Genomic DNA, 24,546 nt, shown 5'->3' on the forward strand with positions numbered 1-24,546 from the left:
TAGTTCAACATTATTATATATTAAATATTTCGACAATTTTTCTGGATTATGTGACGTTTTTAAAGTTTAGTGAGTCATATTTATTAATCTAATGCACTAAGATCATTTTATTTTAATATTCAGGAAATAACCTGAATTCTATGCTTGATATTCCGGTCTTATAGGCTATATTTCCATGAGATAAGTCTTTAAAGAATGATTCTTAATATTTCAGAGCTGTCCATACATCCACATTCCGTACCCTTAACTCTTACAAATTTTAATCATTAAACACGATATGCTGAGTAAACAGTCTTTGAACTCTGTGTAAACTCAGTTCTATCCTGATTGAGAAAAACAAAGAACCATAAACACCAGGGCTTCCAGCCCCGGGTAGTTTACAGTTCACACAGTATCAGGTTACCTTTTCCAACCGGATGTCATCGAAGTAATAAGTCTCTCCTTTTGCTGCAAAGCTTACAAACCAGAACCGTATTCTTCCATCTTTCACCGTCCCGGAGAAACCGCTTGTGGTAAATTCAGTGGTGAAGGACTGCCAGCTGTTATTAAGATTAAACGTTTTGGATAAACCATAGTTGGTATATGGTGAAACGTCCTTAAGCAAATTAACAGTCACATCATGTCCCACAGTTGAATATCCTGCAAAACTCAGCCGATAGCGAGTATTCGGTTCCAGAGTTCTTCCGTTCTGGTATGTCTGCATATTCGTACCAATAGTGGTGAAAGCAATTTTTAATGCGTTGCCAGTTCCGTCATAACCTGGAGGTGCTGCACTGTAAGTCCATGCTCCGTTCGTGTAGAAACTCCATGATGTGGTTCCTGATTCAAATCCGCCATTGCTGACCAGATTTGGCTGCAGGGATGCGGTTGTGAACTGCCAGGTAACCGATGCCGCCATATTATTACCAGCTATATCCTTTGCACCTGTCCCGACTGTTACATTGTAGACCATATTGTAGGAAAGGCTCGTGGGTGGCGTATATTTCATAGTGTTGCCGCTCCAGTTGAAAGTCCCTCCTGAAGTATCAGGGAATGTGGAGAACGCGGACTCAGCTGAGGATTTATTCATCTCTTCGCTAAAGGTTACATTTATCGAGGAAAGGACTGGAACATTTGTTCCACCGGGCGTTTTACTGATCACCCAGGGCTGGAATGTATCCGGAATCGTTGTGAACTGCCATGAATATACAGGTAGCATATTATTTGCCATGTCCTTTGCGCCGGTTCCAATTTCAACAGAATAGGTTGTATTATATGAAAGGTTCAAAACCGGGGTATAGGTCATATTATTTCCTATCCAGCTGAAACTTCCATTTGTAGCCGGATTAGTTGAGAATGATGATATTACCGATGACTGGTTCATCTCTTCACTGAAGTTCACTGTTATCCGCGCGGTCACAGGAACATCCGTTCCGATGGGCGAATTCCCGATGACCGCTGGGGATGTTAGATCCTCTTCTTTTGTAATGAACTGCCATTGATATTGAGATGACATATTATTGCCATACAGGTCCTTTGCACCAGTTCCGATCGTGACATTGTAAGTTGTGTTGAATCCAAGGCTCAAAGCCGGGGTATAGGTCATATTGTTCCCGCTCCAGCTGAAAGTCCCTCCTGAAATATCAGGAATAACGGAGAACGCTGACTCAGCTGAGGATTTATTCATCGCTTTGCTGAAGGTAACACTTATCTTCGTTGTATAAGGAACACCTGTTCCTGAGGGCGAATTCCCGATAACCGCCGGGGGTGTTAAATCCACTGGAATTGTAAGCACCGCTTCATTGCTTGGAACGCTGCCGAATTCATTGGTCACTATGACACGGTATCTGGAACCATTATCTGTCGATGTCGTCGGTGGAGTCGTATAGGTCTGGTTGTGCTCACCATTGATATTTACGCCATTTTTCTGCCACTGGTAGTATAACGGCGCTTGTCCTGATGCTACAACACTGAATGTGGCACTCGACCCTATAGTTACTGTCTGATTTACGGGTTGGGTCGTAATAACCGGAGGATTGTCCCACACCGGCTGTCCGCCGCCAGGCGGTACTATTATGGCAGTATATCGCACCTGCATCGGATAATAGAGATACAGGTTAGGCCAGCCGCTCCAATTTCCGTCAAATCCGTATCGGGTATCTACCGGCCAGCCAGTTAAATCTTTAACAACAAGCATCTGGTCAAGAAGTTTCCTGTCCCATGAGATATTGTAATATTGATACAATGATGTCATTGACTGACTGGCATAATAGGTACCTGTGCGGTTGAACTTCACGAAATTTGTACAGGCATGCTTTTCTTCTACAATTTTATCCTGGAACATACACATCTGATAATTCACAATTTTCGTGCTTGGTTTAGTGGTTACCTGAAGCCTTGAATAGATTGTTCCCCCCGCATAATTTATTGGCGAAACCAGGTTATCCGGTACATTGGGTTTACCAAAGTATGAGAACGCCATCGTATAATTATTGTGGGTATAGTTTACATCCATTATAATCAGCTGGCTGTTATTGGACGATGCCCCGATCCTCAGGGTTGCCTGGTTGCTGGCAACGCTTCCTTTATCGTTTGTCACTATGACCGAATATAGCGCCCCATTGTCTGATTGGGCCGTGGGAGGCGTAGTATATGATGCGCCTATCGCATCCGGGATGTCTGCTCCATTCTTCTTCCACTGGTAAGACAGAGGTAATTGACCTATGGCACCGACACTGAATGTTGCTGTTTTTCCCAGTGTAACCAGACTATCTGCAGGCTGCGTTACAATGATTGGTGGGCTTACACTGTCAAATTGTTCTACCATGCCTGTCGTAATACTCAGATCCTTATATGCTGAGTAAACGGTCTTCGAGCCTGGTGTAAACTCTGTTCCGTCCATAAGACCCATTGTGAAATGCTGTGGACCGGATTGTGGCGAAATAGTTGCAGTCTGGGAATAAGTCCTGCCGAAACCAAAGACTACCATTGAACCTCCGGTATCCGTCATCGGATGGTATTCATCAATTAATGAATCATCCTCATGGTGCGAAACGAACAGGGAGCGATTCACATTCGGATCACTGAAATAAACCCATTCGTCTGTGGGAATATCATCATTTGTTCTCACAGAGAGCATGGTCTTCCTATTATCAGATCTGACCATGAAATCTGTATTTTGATCTAACGACCCGCCGGGAGTACCTTCGTAGAGCCACCAGTAGGTGCCGCCTGCTTTTACTATGGTATTTGTAGCATATCCGGGATAGAAGTCCCAGAGACTTTCCCATAGTCCATTATTTGTGACTGACCTTACTCTGATCTTTAGCGGTCCCTGTGAGACTATACTGCTTGTACCGGTTGTCCAGCCCGGATGGAAAATCCCATTAGCATAAACATTGGGAATGCCGCGGTATCCCCCTCCTGCACTGGTCCAGGGAGTCGGATGGAAATTGATCCAGTCATTATTTGATGCATCCACAAGACTCGATAAACCGCCTGCCTGTTTCTGGAAGTAGTAAGTGCTGCCGGCTGCTCCTATCCGATAGCTTAACTGCCCTTCATCAGAGACATTATCGGTAAGTGTAACCTGTGGAGTCACAGACAGAGTGGAATAAGGTGTGCCTGTCAGACCAAAGTAAACCTGGTAATACCTGTTAGCGTTTGCCTGTGTCTTGCCAGTCATGATGAAGACGATAGTTCCGGTCGCTTTTGTAGCTGAATCGAAGTCAGGGTCTTTATCGAACTGGAATGGGACCGTAGAGCTCAACACCACGCCCAAGCTATCTGTTTCAACAACTCTTAACGAATTCTCATCAAAGGTGCCAGCCTGTCCAAGTATGTTAAGCATGTTGGTAAAGTCCACGCTCACTTCAACTGGTTTTTCAGATCGTTCGTACTGTGTAGCATTAACTGTCACAGGTATGCGGAAATTGCGCTGTGCATCCCACCACTGTGAACCAGCTTCAATTACTGACAGTGTTACCTCATCGCTTGTCACGCTTCCATAACCGTTTGACACTACAACACTGAACTTTGTGCCGTTATCTGGCAGGTAGACAGCAGGAGTTGTGTACGAAGAACCGGTTGCATTTATTATGTCCACACCATTCTTCTTCCATTGATAACTCAATGGCGGGGTTCCACCTGCTGCGACACTGAATGTCGCCGCCGATCCATTTAATACAGTACTATTTACAGGCTGCATTGTTATGATTGCTGGCAGCGGTGTATCTTCAGGAACAACAGGAGAAGAGGTATCAAAGAAATAATCGACAAGACCCGTAACGGCGTTCCCCGTATTCGCAAAATAAGGCCCTACTGAGGTCACAGTCAATGCCTGGCTGAAGCCGGGTGCAAAGATCCAGTTCACACCATCATATGAATATGATTGCAGCCACTGGTCACCTGTCCTTTTTACCCGTAAGAATATCGGATTATTTGAATTAATCTGGATATCAGTTTTAATCTTTGCAGACCCGCCGATAATGCTTGCTGCAAATAGTCTCGTTCTTGTTGCTTCCCTGACAAAATCAAACCGCAGATAGTTGTTGCTATCCTGCTCTACAATCAATCCCTGGGTCTGTAAATCTGATGTCGGGGACTGGAACTTCACCTCTATCTCAAAATCCTTATTTGAGGTTGGTTGCATGATTCTCGGTGCCGTATTTTGTAACCATGCACTATGTGATAGGCCAGCCGGCAGGGTAATAGATAACAATGAATCAGAAGTCCCATTCCCTATGATGGCAAATGTCGCATCACCCTGTGGATTAACTACGGTCCATAGCGATGTGTTCAGGGAGGGAGCATTGAAATCATCCGATTTAATGCCTGGCTGGGTCACCAGAGTCGTAAAACTCAGGTCTGCCGTATTGGCGGAATTACCTGCTGTATCTGTGGAATTGATCTGATAGTGATACTGCGTCCCAGCTGTCAGACCCGTCAGGGTAATCGCATGAGACGTCGTTAATGTTCCATCAACAATACTGCCATTCTCATAAGCTATGCTTTGCCCATAGGAAACGTTGCTTGTTGCTGACTCATCCGTATTCCACCTGATAATTGCCGAGGACACATCCGGCATAGAAACAACATTACTTATGGCTGGTGGTGTGGTATCAATATCAAACGGCCCGGGTTTGATACTAACATTTCCTATGCTTACGTCTGCATTATGAACCATAAGCACAACAGAACCATTTTTCAATTCACCCGGAATTCCGGAACCGCTGATAGTCCACTCAGAAGGCTCAAATGTGCCTTGTTCCCATACCTTAAGGGAATAAATTGAATTTAAACCAACTGTCTGCGCTCTCATCTTGAAGATATAGGGAACACCGACTGTAAGTTTCTTTCCACTTGTATCATCTGCAATTATACTACCACCATTCCCCTGGATTTGCAGCCTATAATTATTTGATCCGACATATGAATAGCCTGCTAAGGCTCCCAGTGGCCACCAGCCGTTTCTGGGCTGCTTACTGTTCCAATCATAATGACCCTTCCATCTCACAGTGAAACCGATAAAATTTCCCATAGGATTGGTAATCAAGGGAGAGTTAAGAGTGATCGGAGTTGTGATCTCATAGTCGTCCCATGTCATATTACCAATTGCGACCAAACGGTCATAGCCAATGGGGGAACGGATACTGTTAGTTTCTAGAGTCCATTTTCCATCAACAATCTGGGCTACATCCTGGATATTGGTAACATCACTCCAGTTGATTGAGTACGTTCTCGGCCAGGAGTTGTTACAGGAATACTGGACCGTCATCGATTCGTTCTTCACGTTTCCTGCGCCATCAGCCGCTTTGATTTCTATCTGATTGTTTCCACACAAGAGGTCTATGCTGTTGATCTCAATATTGAAATCACCCCTGGACTGGAGACGCATGCCATCAGGCCCTACTGTAAGAGGCCGGGCACTTCCCCCGTTCAGGGAATAATTCATTGAGACAACCCCGGATTCGTCATTAGCGTTGCCAAGAATGTTCACCCACTGCTGGGGGACGCCAATTTGTCCAAAGCTCTGCGGATTTCCATACCAGAGGGAAATGTTGGGAGGATTATGATCCGTATTGTCTTCAGGTACCACAGGAGATGATGAATTGAAGAAATAATCGATCTTAGCGTTAAATGCAGGCGCCGGATTTCCCGCATTACCTGCGTATGGCCCTACAGTGTTCACCGTCAATACATGATTGAAATTCGCGGCAAGAGTCCAGTTGTTCCCATCGTATGAGTAATACTGTTTCCACTGGTTCGCTGTCCTGTTAATCCGGAGGTACAGGGTATTGCTTGAGGTTATCAGGTTGTTTATTCGCTGGGTAGCGGATCCGGATGCAAAACTTGCAGCATAGATTTTTGTTGCAGTTGCAGAAGATCTAATGAAATCAAACCTGATATAGTTGCTGCTGTCTTGTTCTACGATTATTCCCTGTATCTGTGTCGCCGATGTCATTACAGACTCGAATTTCGCCTCGATCTGGAAATCCGTGTTGTCTGCGGTCTGCATTACACGCGGGGCAGTGTTCGTTGTCCATGCATCATGTAAAGTACCGGCAGGTAAGTTGATGTTCAACGATGCATTTCCTGAACCCGCGCCTGTTATGGTAATTGTCGCATCACCCAGTGGATTGACGGAAGTCCAGTTCGAGGAATCCAGGGGGAAGACATTGAAATCATCAGAAATGATGTTCCTGACAGTAAGCTTTGATGAATTACTGGTGGCCGTTCCCAGGGAATTTGTTACTGTAACGCTGTAAGTAGCTCCATTATCTGCCATTGTTGTTGGTGGGGTTGTGTAGGATGGACTGTTCGTACCAATGTTCACACCGTTCTTCTTCCACTGATATGAGAGGGGCTTTGTTCCGGTAGCTACTACATTGAAGGTTGCTGTTTTCTTCAATTTTACATTCATATCGACCGGTTGTGTAGTGATGCCGGGTGCATTTTGCGGCAGGAAATTTGTAAAGTTCAGGTTGTTTATGTCATTTCTGGATATGTTGATCACGATAGAAGTGCTGTTAGTTGCATTGTAATCAGGATTTGTTTCTCCTGTTATTATATATGTGCCTCTTAAAAGGTTATAGAATATATATCGGCCTGAAGAATCTGTCTTCGTGTTGTTTATCATTAAACCTGTAGTATTATTTAAAAGGTAGATATTCCAGTTTGATATGCCCGGTTCACCGGCATCCCATATACCATTTTCGTTCTTATCTTCTATCATGAACCCGGAAACATTATATTTTGGTGTTAAGTAATTTGTAAAGTTGAGGTTGTTTATGTCTTTATTTGAAACAGAAACAACAAGAGATGTGCTGTTACTGGCAATGTACCCGGGCTTTGTTTCTTCTGTCACTCTATATGTATCCCTTGAAAGGTTATAGAACACATATTGACCTGAGAAGTTTGTCGTTGTTTCAGCTATCTTTACACCTGTAGAGTTATTGAACAGGGAGATCTTCCAGTTCGGTAATCCGACTTCACCTGCATCCCAGATACCATTTTCGTTCTTATCTTCGATCTTGAATCCGGAAATATTTAATTGCTTCGGAGCAGAATTTGTGAAGTTGATATTGTCTATATCTTTGCCTGCTACGGTGAACACAAATGATGTGCTGTTCGTTGCAAAGTACCCGGCCTTCGTTTCTTCCTTCACTTTATATGTCCCATTTATGAGGTTATAGAATGCATATTTACCTGAAGGGTCGGTCTTCATACTGGCGATCTCTACACCGGTATTATTGTTGAATAGAGATATATTCCAGTCAGGTATCCCTACTTCACCTGCATCCCATATGCCATTGTCGTTATTATCCTCGATATTGAATCCTGATACATTGGATCTTAATGCATCTTCAGGGATAACAGGTGAATCGGCATTGAAGAAATAATCAATTAGACCGGTGAAAGCTGGCGGAGTAGGTCCTGAATTCGCTATAAATGGACCTATGGAAGTCACTGTTAATGAAAGGTTAAAGCTTACGGATTTTGTCCAGTTTATACGATCGTAGGAATATTTCTGTGTCCATTCATTTCCTACTCGTTTTATATTCATGTATAGAGGGATAGCGCTACTCTGAACCGCACCAATTGGGGTGTTCACTCTCATCGATGCTGATCCGTTAGTGAAATTAGCTGCAAATGCATTTATAGTTGTACCATCGCTAAAGAAATCAAATCGAATGTAGTTGTCTTTATCCTGCTCGATGATGATCCCCTGGGTCTGGTATTTCTTGTTTAGAACGGATTTGAACATAACCTCGACTTCGAAATCATTGACATTGACATACTGCATAATCCTTGAAGCATTGTTCAAAATCCAAACATCATGCGCTTTACCCGCAGGTATGGTGATGTTAAATAATACATCTGATGTACCAATGCCATCAATCCTGAATGATGAATCATTTTGCGGATCGATCTTTGTCCATAGCGAGGGATCCTGGCCTGGATTACTGAAATCATCCGATACAATACCCAGTGGTTTATTTATGAAGTTCTGGTTTAAGATATCTCCGCCTGAAATCGTTATCTTCCGGGTTAAATCTGTGAGATTCTTCCAGCCTTTACGATTTTCTTCAGTTACGTTATAAGTGCCATTTATAAGATCTGTAAACCTGTAGAAGCCCTCATTATTAGTTGACGTGTTTATTGTCATCGATCCATTGGATATTGAGATATTCCAGCCAGAAATTGCAGTTCCAGCGTCTCCATTGATCTTGTAACCTGAGACATTATATGTATAAATTATTGGCTGGTTCCTGAAGTTCACACTCAGATTATCCTTGCCATCGATAGTGATTTCCTGGATCAGGGAGGTGATATTCCTCCATCCGGGTCTCTCTTCTTCGGTTACATTGTATGTACCATTTACAAGGTCTTTGAATTCATAATAACCTGTACTATTAGTTGACGTTCTTATTGGTGTTGAGCCATTGGTTATCGTGATGTTCCAGCCAGCAATACCAGTATTGTCACTGGCATTGATCTTGTAACCTGAGAGGTTATAGGTATGAATTATTGGCCTGTTTGTGAAATTAACATTGTAAATGTCATCATAATTAACTATGATCTCCCGGGAGAGTGGAGTGACATTCATCCATTCGGGTTTTATTTCTTCACTAACCGTATATGTGCCTTTTGTGATGTTCGTGAACTTGTAGGAACCGTCAATATCAGTTAACGTGCTGCCAATCAGCATCGTGGAATTCGATATAGTGATATTCCAGCCAGACAGACCGGCGTTATCGCTGGCATTGATCTTGAAACCTGATACATTGAATTTTGTACCCGGCAATGGAGCGTCTTCAGGAATGAGGGGAGAGTTTGTATTAAAGAAATAATCTATAAGACCTATATGGGCAGGTGCCGGGGTTCCAGCATTGCCTATAAAGGCTCCTACTGAAGTCACCTTCAATATATATGCGAAATTGTAGCCCGCTGTCCAGTTGGATCCATCTTTTGAATAGTTCATCATCCACTGGTTGCCTATCCTTTTTACACGCATGGTCAGGTTAATCGGGTTTGGAGAAGTTTTGTTAATAGTAAACATTGTCTTTGGCGTACCTTTCCCATTAGCAAAAGTGGCTGCGAATATTTTTAAATTAGTCACATCACTTTCAAAATCAAACCTTATGAAATTTTTGCTGTCCTGCTGTATGATAACGCCCTCACTCTGGTAAGTCTTATTCAAGACTGACTGGAACTTGATTTCGATCTCAAAATCCTTGTCAGGAGCGTTCTGCATGATCCTTGGAGCATTATTTCCATACCAGATGTCATGATCTAAACCCGAAGGAATCGAGATTTTTAACAATGCATCTTTGGTACCTGGACCTACCTTAGCAAGGGTTGCATCATTTCTTGGATTGATAAATGTCCAGAGCGATGTGTTAAACGTTCCATCACTGAAATCATCTGAAATAATTTCGAGAGGTTTATTCATGAAGTTAACGTTCTGTACATTGCTGCCCAGGATCATGCGATTCAGGGATAATGGAGTGACGTTGAGCCATTCCGGCTTAAGTTCTTCGGATATAGTGTATGTACCATTCAAAAGGTCTGTGAATTCATAATAACCAGTGGCGTCAGTTGTTGTTTTAATCGGCGTTGAGCCATTAGTTATTGTGATGTTCCAGCCCTGGAGTCCGGTATTGTCATTGGCATTGGTGATGTAACCTGAGAGCCTGTAGGTATAAACTCTTGGCTGGTTCCTGAAGTTCACGCTCAGATTATCCCTGCCATCAATAGTGATTTTCTGGGTCAGGGGCGTGACATTTATCCAATCCGGTAGTTCTTCTTCAGTTACATTGTATGTACCATTTACAAGGTCTGTGAATTCGAAATAACCAGTGGCGTCAGTTGATGTTTTTATTGGTGTTGAGCCATTAGTTACCGTGATATTCCAGCCCTGGATCCCAGTATTGTCACTGGCATTGATCTTGTAACCTGAGATTTTGTAAGTATTAACGCTTGGCCTGTTCGTGAAATTCTGAAGTATGTCCTGGTCTATACCTTTGATTTCCCATAATCTGGGTGAAACATTGTTCCATCCTGATCGCTGTTCTTCAAATACTGTGTATGTACCTTCAACAAGGTCATTAAATTCATAGAAACCATTCGATCCGGTGGACTTATTTGTCTGGAGTGAGCCATTAGTTATTGTGATGTTCCAGCCAGGTATCCCTGTGCCATCGCTGGCATTGATCTTATAACCTGTAAGGTTGAATTTCGTTGGATCTTCAGGGATTATAATTGATTCCGTATTGAAGAAATAATCGATTTGACCGGTATATGCAGGCGGGAAGTATGGTAAGCCAGATTGTCCCACAAAAGGTCCAACCGATGTTACTTTTAATACATACGAGAACGTAGCGCCTGTAGTCCAGTTCATACCGTCTGTGGAATAGTTCATTGTCCACTGATCGCCTGCTCTTTTGATCCGCATATAAAGGGGAACAGGAGAGCCACTGATTGAAGTCGTCGACTTCACTTCAAATGATTCGTTGTCATTAGTGAGCGCTATTATATTTGTATTCAATAAATCCTGTTCAAAATTAAACCTGATTGATTTATTATTATCCTGCTGGATAATTACCCCTTCCATCTGGTTCATTGTTGTCATTTGAGACTGGAATTTGACCTCAATCTCAAAATCCTCGTTACTTGCATTCTGCATAACCCTTGGTGCATTGAGGTTGCCATCCTTAAATTCATGCTGTGACGTATCGGGAACCGAAATAGATAATGACGCATTTTTAGTACCGGTACCTATAATGGAAATTGTTGAATCATTTAGCGGATTGATAACTGTCCATAGCGGAGATTTAAGAGATGGAGAACTAAAATCATCAGAAACAATAACCAGAGGTTTATTTATGAAGTTAAAGTTCGTTACACCCTGGCCATCAATTGTGACTTCCCGGGATAATGGAGTAAGATTAACCCATTCTGGTTGCAGTTCTTCAAATATAGTGTATGTGCCATTTAAAAGGTACGGGAAATTATAGAATCCTGTATCGTTAGTTGAGACTGTTGTTTGTATCGCGTCACTCTTCGCTGTAACATTCCATCCAGGGATTCCCCTGCCATCGCTTGCATTAATAATATAACCTGAAATGCTGAATTTCGATGGATCTTCAGGTGCTTTCGGAGAGTTCGTATTGAAGAAATAATCTATAAGACCGGTATGTGCAGGTGCCGGGAGTCCGGCATTACCTACAAAGAGTCCTACTGATGTCACTTTCAATGTATAAACAAAATTAATACCTGGGTTCCAGTTTATCCCATCTCTTGAATAGTTCATTGACCATTGATTGCCTACCCTTTTCACACGCATAGCCAGATTAACCGGACTTGATGAACTACTGTTAATAATAATCATTGACCTGGGTGTCCCTGCACCATTAGCAAAAGTGGCTGCGAATATTTTTGTATAAGTCCCATCACTTTCAAAATCAAACCTGATATAATTAAGGCTGTCCTGCTCTACTATAATGCCCTCACTCTGGTATTTCTTGTTCAAGATTGACTGGAACTTGATTTCGATCTCAAAATCCTTGTTAGGAGCGTTCTGCATGATCCTTGGAGCCCTGTTTCCGGACCAGACATCATGGTCTAAACCCGAAGGAATCGAGATGTTCAACAATGCATCTTTGGTACCTGAACCCGCCATATTAAGGGTTGCATCATTTCTTGGATTGATAAATGTCCAGAGCGATGTGTTAAGCGTTTCATCACTGAAATCATCTGAGATAATTTCGAGAGGTTTATTCATGAAGTTAACGTTCTGTACATTGCTGCCCAGGATCGTGCGATCCAGGGATAATGGAGTGACATTTAACCATTCCGGCTTAAGTTCTTCGGATATAGTGTATGTACCATTCAAAAGATCGGTGAATTCATAATAACCTGTATTATTAGTTGTTGTTTTTATTGTTGCTGAGCCGTTAGTTATCGTGATGTTCCAGCCCTGGAGTCCAGTATTGTCATTGGCATTGATCTTGTAACCTGAGAGATTGTAGGTATAAACTCTTGGCTGGTTCCTGAAGTTCACGCTCTGATTATCCTTGCCATCGATAGTGATTTCCTGGGTCAGGGGCGTGACATTTATCCATCCTGGTCTTTCTTCTTCAGTTACATTGTATGTACCATTTACAAGGTCGGTGAATTCATAATAACCTGTATTATCAGTTGATGTTTTTATTGTTGCTGAGCCATTAGTTACCGTGATGTTCCAGCCCTGGAGTCCAGTATTGTCACTGGCATTGATCTTGTAACCTGAGAGATTGTAGGTATAAACTCTTGGCCTGTTCGTGAAATTCGAAAGTATGTCCTGGTCTATACCTTTGATCTCCAGAGATACAGGTGAAACATTCGTCCATCCTGATCGCTGTTCTTCAAATACTGTGTATGTACCTTCAACAAGTTCCTTGAATTCATAGAAACCATCCGATCCCGTGGACTTATTTGTCTGGATTGAGCCATTAGTTATTGTGATGTTCCAGCCAGGGATCCCGCTGCCATCGCTGGCATTGATCTTATAGCCTGTCAGGTTGAATTTCGTTGGATCTTCAGGGACTATTATTGATTCCGTATTGAAGAAATAATCGATTTTACCTGTATATTCAGGTGGGAAGTAGCCTGAACCGCTTTGCCCAACAAAGGGTCCAATAGATGTCACTTTTAATACATACGAGAATATAGCGCCTGTAGTCCAGTTCATACCGTCTGTGGAATAGTTCATTGTCCACTGGTCGCCTGCCCTCTTAATACGCATATAAAGGGGTGCTGGAGAGCCACTGATTGAATTCATCGACATTACATTATACGATTCATTGTCAAAAGTGATCGCCATTATATTTGTACTGAAATAATCCCGTTCAAAATTAAACCTGATTGATTTATTGTTATCCTGCTGGATAATTACTCCTTCCATCTGGTTCACTGATGTCATTTCGGACTGGAATTTGACCTCTATTTCAAAATCCTTGTTACTTGCTTTCTGCATAATCCGTGGAGCATCATAGTTTCCGATCTTAAATTCATGCTGTGATGTATCGGGAACCGAAATGGATAATGATGCATTTTTGGTACCGGTACCTATTATGGAAATATCTGAATCATTTCGTGGATCAACAATGGTCCAGAGCCCGGTATTCAGTTCTTGAGCACTGAAATCATCCGAGACAATAACCAGTGGTTTATTCGTAAAGTTCTCGCTTATGTCCCTGTCTAACGTTATTTCCTTTGATGCCGGGGTAACATTGGTCCATTCAGATTCCAGTTCTTCAAATATTGTGTAGGTACCCCTTGCAACATTCGCGAATTCGTAATAGCCATTCTCATCAGTGAAATTGCTTATTTGACCATGATCATTCTTTATCGTGATATTCCAGCCTAAGATTCCTCTTCCGTCGCTGGCATTGAGCTTGTAACCTGAGACCTTGAATGTTGATATTGGCTTGTTCGTGAAGTTCACGCCTGTATAGTCCTGGCCAAAAACCGTGATATTCCGGGATAACTGAGAAACATTAGTCCATCCTATCTTCAATTCTTCAGAAATTGTGTATGTACCGTCAATAATATCAGTGAATTCATAATAACCGTTCGCGTTTGTGGACCTGGTTGTCAGGTTTGACCCCTTTGTCAGTGTTATATTCCAGCCAGAGATTCCAGTGCCATCACTTTGATTGATCTTGTAACCTGAAATTATATATGTTTTAACTATCGGTCTGTTCGTGAAGTTGACATTCGTTATATCCTGGTCTGTAACATTGATCTCCTGGGATCTAACCGAAATATTCTTCCATCCTGATCGCTCTTCTTCAAAGACGGTGTATGTCCCGTTTACAAGGTTCGTAAACTGATAGAAGCCCTCGTTATTAGTTGATGTGATTATTGTCGTTGAATCGTTGGTTAATGTAATATTCCAGCCAGAAATACCTCTGTCATCGCTGGCATTGAGCTTATAACCTGAAATATTTAATTTCGTTTCATCTTCAGGTATTATAGGGTTGTTCGTATTAAAGAAATAATCAATTAAACCGTTATGGGCAGGCGGTATTACATACCTGCTGCCAGCATTCCCCACAAATGGCCCTATTGATGTTACATTCAATGAATACGAGAATGCAGTGCCTGTAGTCCAGTTCTTTCCATCTGAAGAATAGTTCATCGTCCATTGGTCCCCTTCCCTTTTAACACGCATATAAAGGAATACGGGAGGATCATTAATTATGTTGTTTGTTATGACTATTGGATTTCCATTAGAAAAAGTTGCAGCGAACTTCCTTGTATCATATCCATCATAGAAAATATCAAGTCTTATGTATTTATTGATATTCTCCTGGATAATCACTCCCTGGCTTTGATACATTTTGTTCACCTGGGATTGGAACTTAACCTCGACCTCAAAATCTATATTACTAACATTTTGCATGATTCTGGGTGCATTGTTGGTACTCCAAACATCATGTTCTAAACCTGAAGGAATCGAGATGTTTAACAATGCATTCTTGGTTCCAGTACCTACCATTGTAAAGTTTGCATCATATCGTGGATTAATAAATGTCCAGAGTGATGTGTTAAGTGAAGGAGCACTGAAATCATCCGAGATAATAAGCTGCGTATAGATCACGATGGCCTTATTCGCACCCAGTGATCCTGCTGTGCCGGGGGGGGCAAGAGTCAGGACGGCAGCGTTGTTAGCACTGTCATTGATCGTTCCTCCGTTCAGGGTGAATGCAGTGGTTGAAACATAATCCAGATCGCTTGAAATATCTTCTGACTGGACAACATAATTGAAGGTTAGAGTGTTGGTTCCTGAACCGCTGGAATAGGTGGCCTGTCTATCTGTTGAGCCTGTTTCAAGCTGGATCTGTGGTGTACCGGTTACTGTTACCGATTTTGTGAATTTTACTGTGACAGCGATCGTCTTGCCTGAGCTGTATGTTCCATTGGCTGTGGTTGACGAGACTTCCGTTACTGAGGGTGCAACAGTATCTGAAGTATATGTCAGGGTATTGGATGCGGTATTGCTGTTCCCTGCTGTATCCTGGGCTGAGCCGGCTGGAACGTTGATCATTACTGTGATACCTGCACCGTCAGTTGGATTTACATCAAAGGTGTAACTCGTTCCTGATCCACCAAAGTTCTCTACAGTACCGTTTGTAACTGTGACGTTTCCTGATGTGAATCCTGTAACTGATTCACTGAACGTTGCGGTTACTGAGATAAGGCCATTGGTTGGATTTGGGGTTGAGGAAGAGAGAACTGCTGTTGGAGATACTGTATCTGAGTTATATGATAGCGCATTGGATACGGTATTGCTGTTCCCTGCTGTATCCTGGGCTGCACCGGCTGGAACATCGATCGTTACTGCAATGTTTGCTCCATTTGTTGGAGTCACGTTAAAAGTATAAATTGCTCCTGATCCTGCAAAGTTATTTACTGTACCGTTGGTTACCAAAATTTCAGATGAATCAAAGCCTGTAACTGATTCACTGAACGTTGCGGTTACTGAGACCAGGCTGTTGGTTGGATTCGGGGTTGAGGAGGAGAGAATTACTGACGGTGTAACTGTATTCGATGTATATGATAGCGTATTTGATGCTGTATTGCTGTTGGTTGCTGCATCCTGGGCAACACCGGCTGGAACATCGATCGTTACTGCGATGTTTGCTCCACCTGTTGGAGTCACGTTAAAAGTGTAAACTGTTCCTGAGCCTGCAAAATTATTTACAGTACCGTTTGTAACTGTGACGTCTGTTGCTATGAATCCTGTAACCGATTCATTGAAAGTTGCAGTTACTGAGATCAGGCCGTTGGTCGGATTCGAGGTTGAGGAGGAGAGAATTACTGTCGGAGAAACTGTATCTGAAGTATATGATAGCGTATTTGAGGCTGTATTGTTGTTGGTTGCTGCATCCTGGGCTGAGCCGGCTGGAACACCGATCGTTACTGTGATACCTGTACCGTCGGTTGGATTTACATCAAAAGTATAAGTTGTTCCTGATCCACCAAAGTTCTCTACACTACCGTTTGTTACTAAAATATCTGCTGAATCAAAGCCTGTAACTGACTCATTGAAAGTTGCAGTTACTGAGATCAGGCCGTTGGTTGGGTTGGTGGTTCCAGATATAAGTTCAACTGTTGGTGCTACTGCATCTATCACAAAATCAGTGTTTGCACCCAGCGAACCTGATGTACCTGGAGCGGGCAAAATGAGAATCGCATCGATGCCCGAACTATTTTTGATCGTTCCGCCATTCGTTGTGAGTGAGCCTGTTGCGACATAATCAAGTTCGTTTGAGGCATCTCCTGCCTGGACGGTATAGTTGAAGATAAGTGTATCAGTGCCATTACCGCTGGAATATATGGCCTGTTGATCGGTTGTGCCTGTCTCAAGCTGGATTTCTGGATAACCGGTTAAGTTTACTGGTTCACTGAAGGTTATGGTTATCGCTATTGTCTGGCCTGTTGTATAGGTTCCATTGGCTGTGGCCGATGATACTCCGGTCACTGTGGCCGAATCTCCGCTTGCTGATACAGAGATAAATATAACGGCAGCTATAATTAAAAATCCTAACAATAATATTGATTTCCTTCCTAACTTTTTGAACATAACTTCACCAGTTTTTTTATAATTTGGTTCTTATCTAAACCAACCGAATCATACAAACCCCTCAAATGATATAAATATATCGCTGTTAAAAAATAAAATATTAATTATTATAATCATCATTGTGATGTGGTATTGTGATGATTATTTTTCGAATCTTTTTAAACGAATCTGGCTTTGAATATTCTAAACATCTGAAGAAAGCCCAATATCAACAAAGTCATGTAGGATGCAAAGAACATAAATATTACTTTATAGTTAAAATCTGTTAATGTAAAAGTTAATATAATACTAAATATGAACAATATAATCAAATAAAAAAGAAAACTGAATGCCAGTGCTTTCTTCCAGGTCTTCATTCTAAATTTAAGACCAAAATGTAATTCAATCATATTATTTTCTCCTCAATTTCTGTGCCCGTATTTTCTGGGAAGAATGAACATTAAATAGATATTCGAAAAATGTTTCCTTTTGCGGATCAATAAGACAAAGGAAGCCCAGAGACGAATAACCTGTGACATTATTAGACTCAAGACGCTTGATCGCACAAATAAGTGCATCAGAATTCTTCGACAGGGTTATGGCCTTTGTGTCATAATCTTCTTTTGATAAAGATTGAATAAGGGCTGCGGCAGGAGGCGCAGTTAGTCCCATTATAAATAATCCAAATAGCTTCGGTGCAGGGTCATTATAATCCCCAAATCCTGTAAATGCCGCCCCCCAGCGAATTGCCAGGGAAGGCATGGTCATGATGGCAGTTATCAGGGCAACAATGGTCCTCTTTCGAATATTATTATCTATCTGCACAATATTATGTGCAAGCACTGCTTCAACTTCGTCACTTTTTAACAGGGTCGATAACCTTTTTGGAACGACAATAATGGTCCTGTGCATATCCCTGCCAATAATAAAACTGCCCGGAAGCTCTACCTCAGTTATATAAATGGATGGCACAGTCACACCATATCTTGCTGAAAGTGTCCTGATCTTTTCCTGGATTTCAGGCAAGTCTCCTGAAAGAGCTGGTCGCGCCTTATAAAGAAGCAAAACGAATTTATTTGCATTGATTATTATAAACCAGACTATAATAACCGATAAAATAAAAAGTCCGATCAGTACCCTGGCCTTATCATAAATTATTCCCAATATCAATGGAAAAATTATGAGAAATATAAACAATGAAATTCTCTTGTAAGTGTTCATGAGAATGTATACTATTAGTCCACACCTGTAAAATCTTTTGGTATTAGCATAGTTTTACAGATATTAACTTTTTTACAGTCAAATTAATCCCTAGATTATATATAGCTTATCCTTATATAATATGATCACTGGTGAAGATTATTAGTACGCAAAAACATAATATCCTGATAGTCCTGCTTGTAATGGCTTTTTTCACCGGCGCAACAATTCAATTTGGTGAAGGCTCTATCCCCATAGGAATTCTAATGTTCCTTATTACTTTAGGACTTACAACACGGTTTAAGCTTCAAGGTGCATACATAACAAAAAGCTCAAAATTTTACATTGTGCTTGGAATATTCATATTATTTGCCGATATTCTATATAATTTAAAGGCCATGAACCAGCTCGGTACTCTTGACACCATGGCTCTTTTTATGGGCATATCTTTTATCGCTTATGGTACAGGCAAGTACAGGCGCATAGGCGAATTCGGGATATACATGTCTGGAACATTTATTCTATTATTTCTTTTATTTTATATAATATTACCATCTCTAAAAAATAATTTCATTCATGATTTTGACCATTATTTTGTGCTGCTCCCCTCTCTTTTTATTGCAACCTCTTTAACGAATATGGACCTGCATATTGTCGGGATTGAGACCGTTCATTTCAATGGTTTTGAAGATGCTACCGTTGTAATAGGCGGACCCTGCTCCGGCCTCTATTCAATGATGCTGCTTTTAGGCATTATTGTGGGATATGTTAAGATGGAAAATATCACCGAAAATAAAAATATCTATTTATTGATGTTTGCAGCAATTGTTATTGCCTATTTTTCCAATTTGATAAGGGTTTCCATATTATATATTGTTGGCTATTATTATGGCATTGAAAAAATGATGTTTGTCCATGTATACATTGGGTGGTTTATTTTTATAATAATTAGTTTTGGTATGATGATGGCTTTGAACCGGATTAAATGAGAATATTCTTTGGTTCAAAACCAAATATATATTTGTCAGAAGAAATGGGCAAAATAAATAGGATATATTTTGCTTCTTCCTTTACTGGCTCAAAAAATATGGCACCTTCTATTCGGGCAGATGGAGCTATAGTAGTTTGTTCTATCTGATTGCTCCTTTTGATATTAGTCATTTCATATTGATTTCCAAGATCATCAATGAGGACAGGAGATGAATTATATTTGAATTGTTTATCTTCAGTTTCAAAATTCTTTACTGCAATAACAACCTGGGAATTCCAACCAGGAGTATTTTGAAAGCTTTTTAGTTTTATCTCTAATCCACCCTGAGTAAGTGCTTCGCCCATAGTAGCATTAATTGGAAGATAGGCTGATATGTTGCCATTAAGGTCCTTATCATCTAATATTTTTGATTCGGCCTTTAAGCCAAATTTGTATATCTTCCCGTTCAAATACAGGATAACCTTGAGATATTTTGCATCAGGATTTATTTCCTCGAAAAAAATCGAACCTCTCCTTACAACTCCGGGATATATAGGAGATAATTTTATCTGGGTGCTCCTCTGGATACCAATGCCCTCGTATTGGTTGCCCAGATCATCAATGATTATTGGAGTTGGATAAAATTGCTTTCTTTCATTTTCCATATTTTTGACAGCAATATCAATCCGGGAATACCAACCAGGAGTATTTTGAAATCCCTTTAACATTAAAGCAAATCCATCTTGAGTGATCGTATCTCCCAAACCAGCATTTATTTCTTCTGAAATACTGTTGGAAAAACCCTTTTCTTCTAATATTTTCGCTTGTGCTTTGAATTTGAATTCATATTTATTCCCGTTTAAATATAGAATCAACTTGAGATCTTTTGCATCAGGATTTATTGGCTTGAAAAATATAATACCTCTCCTTATAGCCCCGGGATAAACAGTGGTCTGTTTTATCTGGCCGCTTCTCTGGATTATAACCATCCCATATTGGTTGCCAAGATCATCGATTAGTATTGCAGATGGATTTAATTTAAATGGTTTCTCTTCACTTTCTATGTTCTTGACAGAAATACTGACCTGGGAGGTCACCTCCGGTGTGTTTTGAAAGCCATTTAACATGACCTCAAATCCATTTTTAGTAATTATATCTCCCATTGTTGCATTTATATTATCAGGTGTATTCCCATCTTCGCCTAATATTTTCGGTTCGACATGATAGTTGAATTCGTACTTCTCCCCATTTAGATATAGAATTATCCTGAGATCTTTTGCACTATTATTGATCGGCCTGAAACTTATCGTACCTTTCTTTAAGACTCCGGGGTAAACTGGTGATAGTTTTACCCTATCAATCAGTCCGATTCCTAACATCTCATATTGATTGTCAAGATCATCGATTATAACAGGAGCTGGTTTTAAACTCACATTTTTCTCTATTTTTCCAGTGTTTTCAATTATAAAATTTAATGAAGATAAGTTTTCAGTTCTCGAAAAATTATATAATTTAACTGCCAGACCCTTTTTTTCCAGAGTATCTCCTAATTGAGGCAATCCGCTTTTAAAAAGTTTTAATTTTATATTATCCCACAAGACAGTTCTTGTGAGATCATCAGTTGAATTGCTATAAACCCGAAATGCAAGAGTATTCTTCCCCGACAACAGCACCGGGACTCCGATATGCGCCCAGGTGTTATTATTATCCCCGACCCTTGTTTCCCATATGACCTGTCCGTCAAGTAACGCCTGCTTTAAAGCAAAGGATGATGTATTTGAATACTCCGAATCTATAACATCAAAGGAAAGCGTTGCCAGGACATCCCCCCGGGTCGTTAAATTCTGATAAATAATTCCAGAGGAATCCGGATTTCTTGAACTATAGTTCATTTCATAAACCCTGGATGAGATAGTTTCATATATATAGCTACCTTTAATATCAGGACTGCTTCCAAAAAACAACCAGCCTTCATCTGATTCCATATCACCGTTTATGATGTTGGGCAGTTCTGAAAATTTAACTGAATCCAGATTGGTGTTAACCATAAGATGGACTGATCTGTAAGATTTATTATCTTTAAAAAGATCAATTTCTAATTTTGTTTTATTTCCACTCGCGATAGAAGACGCCAATTCAGGTATAACTGTTACATTGTTTAACCATCTATTGTTATGATCGAGAATAATAGGATATTCTTTCAGGATTTTTCCTCCGAAATTCACCCTGAGCATATAATATACAGGCGCATACTCATAATTTTCTACTCCGACCAATATTGTATAAGGTTCACCAATGCTGACTTCAGTCAGATAGTTCTCGGCTTTTCCATCTGCGCCAAGGATATAAAGAGATGTAAATTTTTCAGGTTCTGTATTTACTTTTGTATAGATCACCATTGCACTTACAATAAGTATGGATATAATCATTGTTTTGATTAGCATTTTTTCAAGGGCATGATCCGGCCCGGTTTCAGGCTCTTTATTTTTAAGGATATAATAAAAAGATCTTATGTCTGAAAGAGTAAAACCATAACTTTCTTTCCCATATCTCCATCTCTGGATAAGTGTTAATAAGAAGAACATCCCAATAATTAATGATAAACTTATTGTTATCGAATCGGACTTAAAACCCCATCGGGTATAATTAAGGCCAAATCCGTCAAAAACAGTTATTGCTATGCTAAAGCCGATGCTAAATGTAAATCTTTCAATGGAACTCAATTCCCCGCGCTTCGGGAATATTATTGCAATAAGCATGTATCCGGGCAGGAAGAGTAGCAAGGGCAATGCAAAGATAATTCTCAGGAATCCCTGGTTAAAAGGGGGTATCAGGATGAAGATTATCGCTAAAATAACAAGTATCGGGATAAAAATTAAATCCAGATTATTGATTAATCGATTTTTAAGGTATTCAATTATCCTGATCTTTTTCATTTAAATGTACCTTATTTAGTTGATATAGAAAAAATCCTGTTTCTTATACAGAATTTATCTTTTATAAAGATTACTGCTTGCGCCATGATCACTCCTGTGCTATCTGCAGCTAAATCCCATAAACTTGCTGTTCTGCCAGGGACGAATGATTGGTGGAATTCGTCACTTGCACCATATACCGTTCCAATAATTATCGCAAACAACAGGGCATGTTTATGTAATGTTGAGTTTGGAGAGTTCTTTAAAGTATAACATAACAAAATTCCAAATCCTGCATAAAGAATTAAATGCACCAGCTTATCCGGCTGCTTATAGAATATATAAAATGGAGAGAGCAGAAAATTAAAATCAGAGCTTGAAAGATAACGAAATATGTTTCTTATAAACTCAATATCTAAAAAACCCGAAATCGATTCTGCATCGGAACTTGATATGGAAGAAAAGTAAAAAATTAACACTGCATACAGAACAGACAGTATCAGAAAAACTTTAAATTGAATACTCGCATTTTTAAGAGAGTTTTTTTTCATTATCGCCATTCCATTTAATTTTATTATTAATTAATCTTGGTATTGGATAGAAGCATGATATGTTATTGAACGAGTAAAATATTCAGAGTAAATGATTATTATTAGCATAACGATGATTTATTTAATCTATTAAAAGAGATACATATATATTGAATAGAATAGTATTAATAACTAATTTACTCAACGGCTATGGTGGCTTATGAGTTGGAATGTAGATAAATGTGTATATAAGAGTGATTAAAATAACATGGTGAATAAATTTATAACGATTACAGTGTTAATCGGGGCGATGATAACGATGACAGGGATTGCACTGGCTGCTGGCATAGATGCAAATCCCAATCCGATTTCATTAAATGTAAATGAAGGTAAAAGCCAGACAGTAAACGTAACTTCTGATGGACCTGCTATTTTAAAATTTACAATCGATGGGGTTGGATTTAATCCGACAGATAAATTTACAATCTCAATCCAGGATCCTGATGGTATTACACATAGCGGATCAGAGATACAAAATTCAAATCCGTCGGGCTGGGCGAGTCCGGCAACTTTTATTGTAACTTATAATAATAAATTAGAATCAAATGATGATTATCTATTGAAATATAAGGTTTTTTGGGTTGATAATCCAGATCCTTATGATGCAGATTCAGTAATAAGAGTCCAGATAACACCTACCCCCGAGTTCCCTGCTGTAGCCCTGCCTGTAGCAGCAATTATCGGCCTTGTATTTTTATTCCAGCACAGGAAGGATAAAGAAGAATAATTTACTTCCAATTTATACATCATATAAATATTTCATTTCACACAAAGACTAAATAATTCTTACTCTATTAAACTCTGGATCGTATGAATTTCTATCAAATTCTTGAAATAAGTCTGGTATTCCTGTTTCCTTTCTTCATCATATTAGCTACCACACCTTATCTCATACGGAAACTAACTAAAAGAGGACTGGTTGTAAAGGATTACTACAAGAAAGGCAACCGGATGGTTCCGACAGGCGGTGGAATTGCCATAATGCTGGCTGTCCTTTTCTCGATGTCCATCAACTCAATTTTCTATAATTTTGATGCTGTAAATTATGTATTATTAAATGTAATACTTCTATTTGGCCTGTTTGGTATCCTCGATGATATGATCGATATTGGAAGACCCGCCAAACTTGTTCTTATGTATTATTGTTCATATCCTTTGATGCATTATGTGACTCATTCCCTTATTGTAGTCCCATTTATTGGAAATGTGGAACTCGGGATTTTCTATAGCCAGCTGATAGTCCCAACTTTTGTCCTTGTGACAGCAAACCTTGTGAATATGCACTCAGGGTTCAATGGTATGTCATCCGGCCTTTCAGTCATCATTCTTGTTTCCCTGATAATAAAATCCATTATAAATGGACAATTTGATAATATCGTTTCAATTTTTTCAATAATCGCCCTGACAGGTGCAACATTCGGGTTCTTTCTGTTTGAACGGTACCCATCGCGGATATTCTGGGGAAATGTGGGCTCACTCACAGTCGGATCTGCAATTGGTGTTCTGATAGTCATGCAAGGTTTTATTATCAGCGGTTTTATCATGCTCTTGCCTCATACAATTAATTTTCTGATGTATGTTTACTGGCGTGCCAGGAAGTATCCTCAGGTCAAATTCGGGAAGGTCAGAGAAGATGGCACACTTGAAGTGCCGAATAACCTGACACTAAAATGGGTACTACCATACTATAAAAAGGTGAACGAAAAGCAGGCTACTTACGCAATGTATGCAGTCACAGCGATTTTTAGCATTATTGGGATTATAATCCCCGGATAGTAA

7 protein-coding genes are annotated in these 24,546 nt (G+C 40.2%); 3 read left to right on the forward strand and 4 right to left on the reverse strand.

What is annotated here, in order from left to right; translation table 11 throughout:
• Positions 1–394: 394 nt before the first annotated feature.
• Both CL181_RS11270 and CL181_RS11280 read right to left on the reverse strand, forming a co-directional pair.
• Entirely contained in the window at positions 395–17,113 is a 16,719-nt protein-coding gene (locus CL181_RS11270) for an SdrD B-like domain-containing protein (RefSeq protein ID WP_097299411.1), read from the reverse strand.
• Between the two features lie 390 nt (positions 17,114–17,503).
• Positions 17,504–18,256: a M48 family metalloprotease gene (locus tag CL181_RS11280; RefSeq protein ID WP_217993159.1), complete on the reverse strand. Its 753-nt coding sequence runs from the start codon at positions 18,254–18,256 to the stop codon at positions 17,504–17,506.
• A 188-nt stretch (positions 18,257–18,444) separates the two neighbouring features.
• On the opposite strand from CL181_RS11280, the gene artC reads away from it, so the two are divergent.
• The gene (artC, locus tag CL181_RS11285) at positions 18,445–19,281 is read left to right on the forward strand and encodes an archaeosortase C (protein WP_141398883.1); all 837 of its coding nucleotides are present in this window, start codon (positions 18,445–18,447) and stop codon (positions 19,279–19,281) included.
• On the opposite strand, the gene CL181_RS11290 is transcribed toward artC, so the two are convergent.
• Positions 19,274–22,198 (reverse strand): DUF1616 domain-containing protein, encoded by a 2,925-nt coding sequence (locus tag CL181_RS11290; protein WP_097299415.1) that lies wholly within the window; start codon positions 22,196–22,198, stop codon positions 19,274–19,276. The two genes, artC and CL181_RS11290, sit on opposite strands and share 8 nt — an antisense overlap.
• An 11-nt stretch (positions 22,199–22,209) precedes the next feature.
• Positions 22,210–22,728: a VanZ family protein gene (locus CL181_RS11295; protein WP_097299416.1), complete on the reverse strand. Its 519-nt coding sequence runs from the start codon at positions 22,726–22,728 to the stop codon at positions 22,210–22,212.
• Between the two features lie 289 nt (positions 22,729–23,017).
• Here CL181_RS11295 and CL181_RS11300 point away from each other — a divergent pair, with 289 nt between their 5' ends.
• On the forward strand, positions 23,018–23,494 hold the full coding sequence (locus CL181_RS11300; RefSeq protein ID WP_141398885.1) for a PEF-CTERM sorting domain-containing protein: 477 nt from the start codon (positions 23,018–23,020) through the stop codon (positions 23,492–23,494).
• Positions 23,495–23,577: 83 nt separating this feature from the next.
• Positions 23,578–24,543 carry a glycosyltransferase 4 family protein gene (locus CL181_RS11305; protein WP_097299418.1) on the forward strand — a complete coding sequence of 322 codons (966 nt, stop codon included), beginning with the start codon at positions 23,578–23,580 and terminating at the stop codon, positions 24,541–24,543.
• Positions 24,544–24,546: the final 3 nt, after the last annotated feature.

The sequence above is a fragment of the Candidatus Methanoperedens sp. BLZ2 genome, from assembly GCF_002487355.1.
In the GTDB taxonomy this organism is placed as follows: domain Archaea; phylum Halobacteriota; class Methanosarcinia; order Methanosarcinales; family Methanoperedenaceae; genus Methanoperedens.

What these genes read in the sequence shown, in the direction of transcription:
- CL181_RS11270 (WP_097299411.1), bottom strand. Translation starts at nt 17,113, where the DNA reads ATGTTCAAAAAGTTAGGAAGGAAATCAATATTATTGTTAGGATTTTTA.
- CL181_RS11300 (WP_141398885.1), top strand. Translation starts at nt 23,018, where the DNA reads ATGATAACGATGACAGGGATTGCACTGGCTGCTGGCATAGATGCAAAT.
- CL181_RS11290 (WP_097299415.1), bottom strand. Translation starts at nt 22,198, where the DNA reads ATGAAAAAGATCAGGATAATTGAATACCTTAAAAATCGATTAATCAAT.
- CL181_RS11295 (WP_097299416.1), bottom strand. Translation starts at nt 22,728, where the DNA reads ATGAAAAAAAACTCTCTTAAAAATGCGAGTATTCAATTTAAAGTTTTT.
- CL181_RS11305 (WP_097299418.1), top strand. Translation starts at nt 23,578, where the DNA reads ATGAATTTCTATCAAATTCTTGAAATAAGTCTGGTATTCCTGTTTCCT.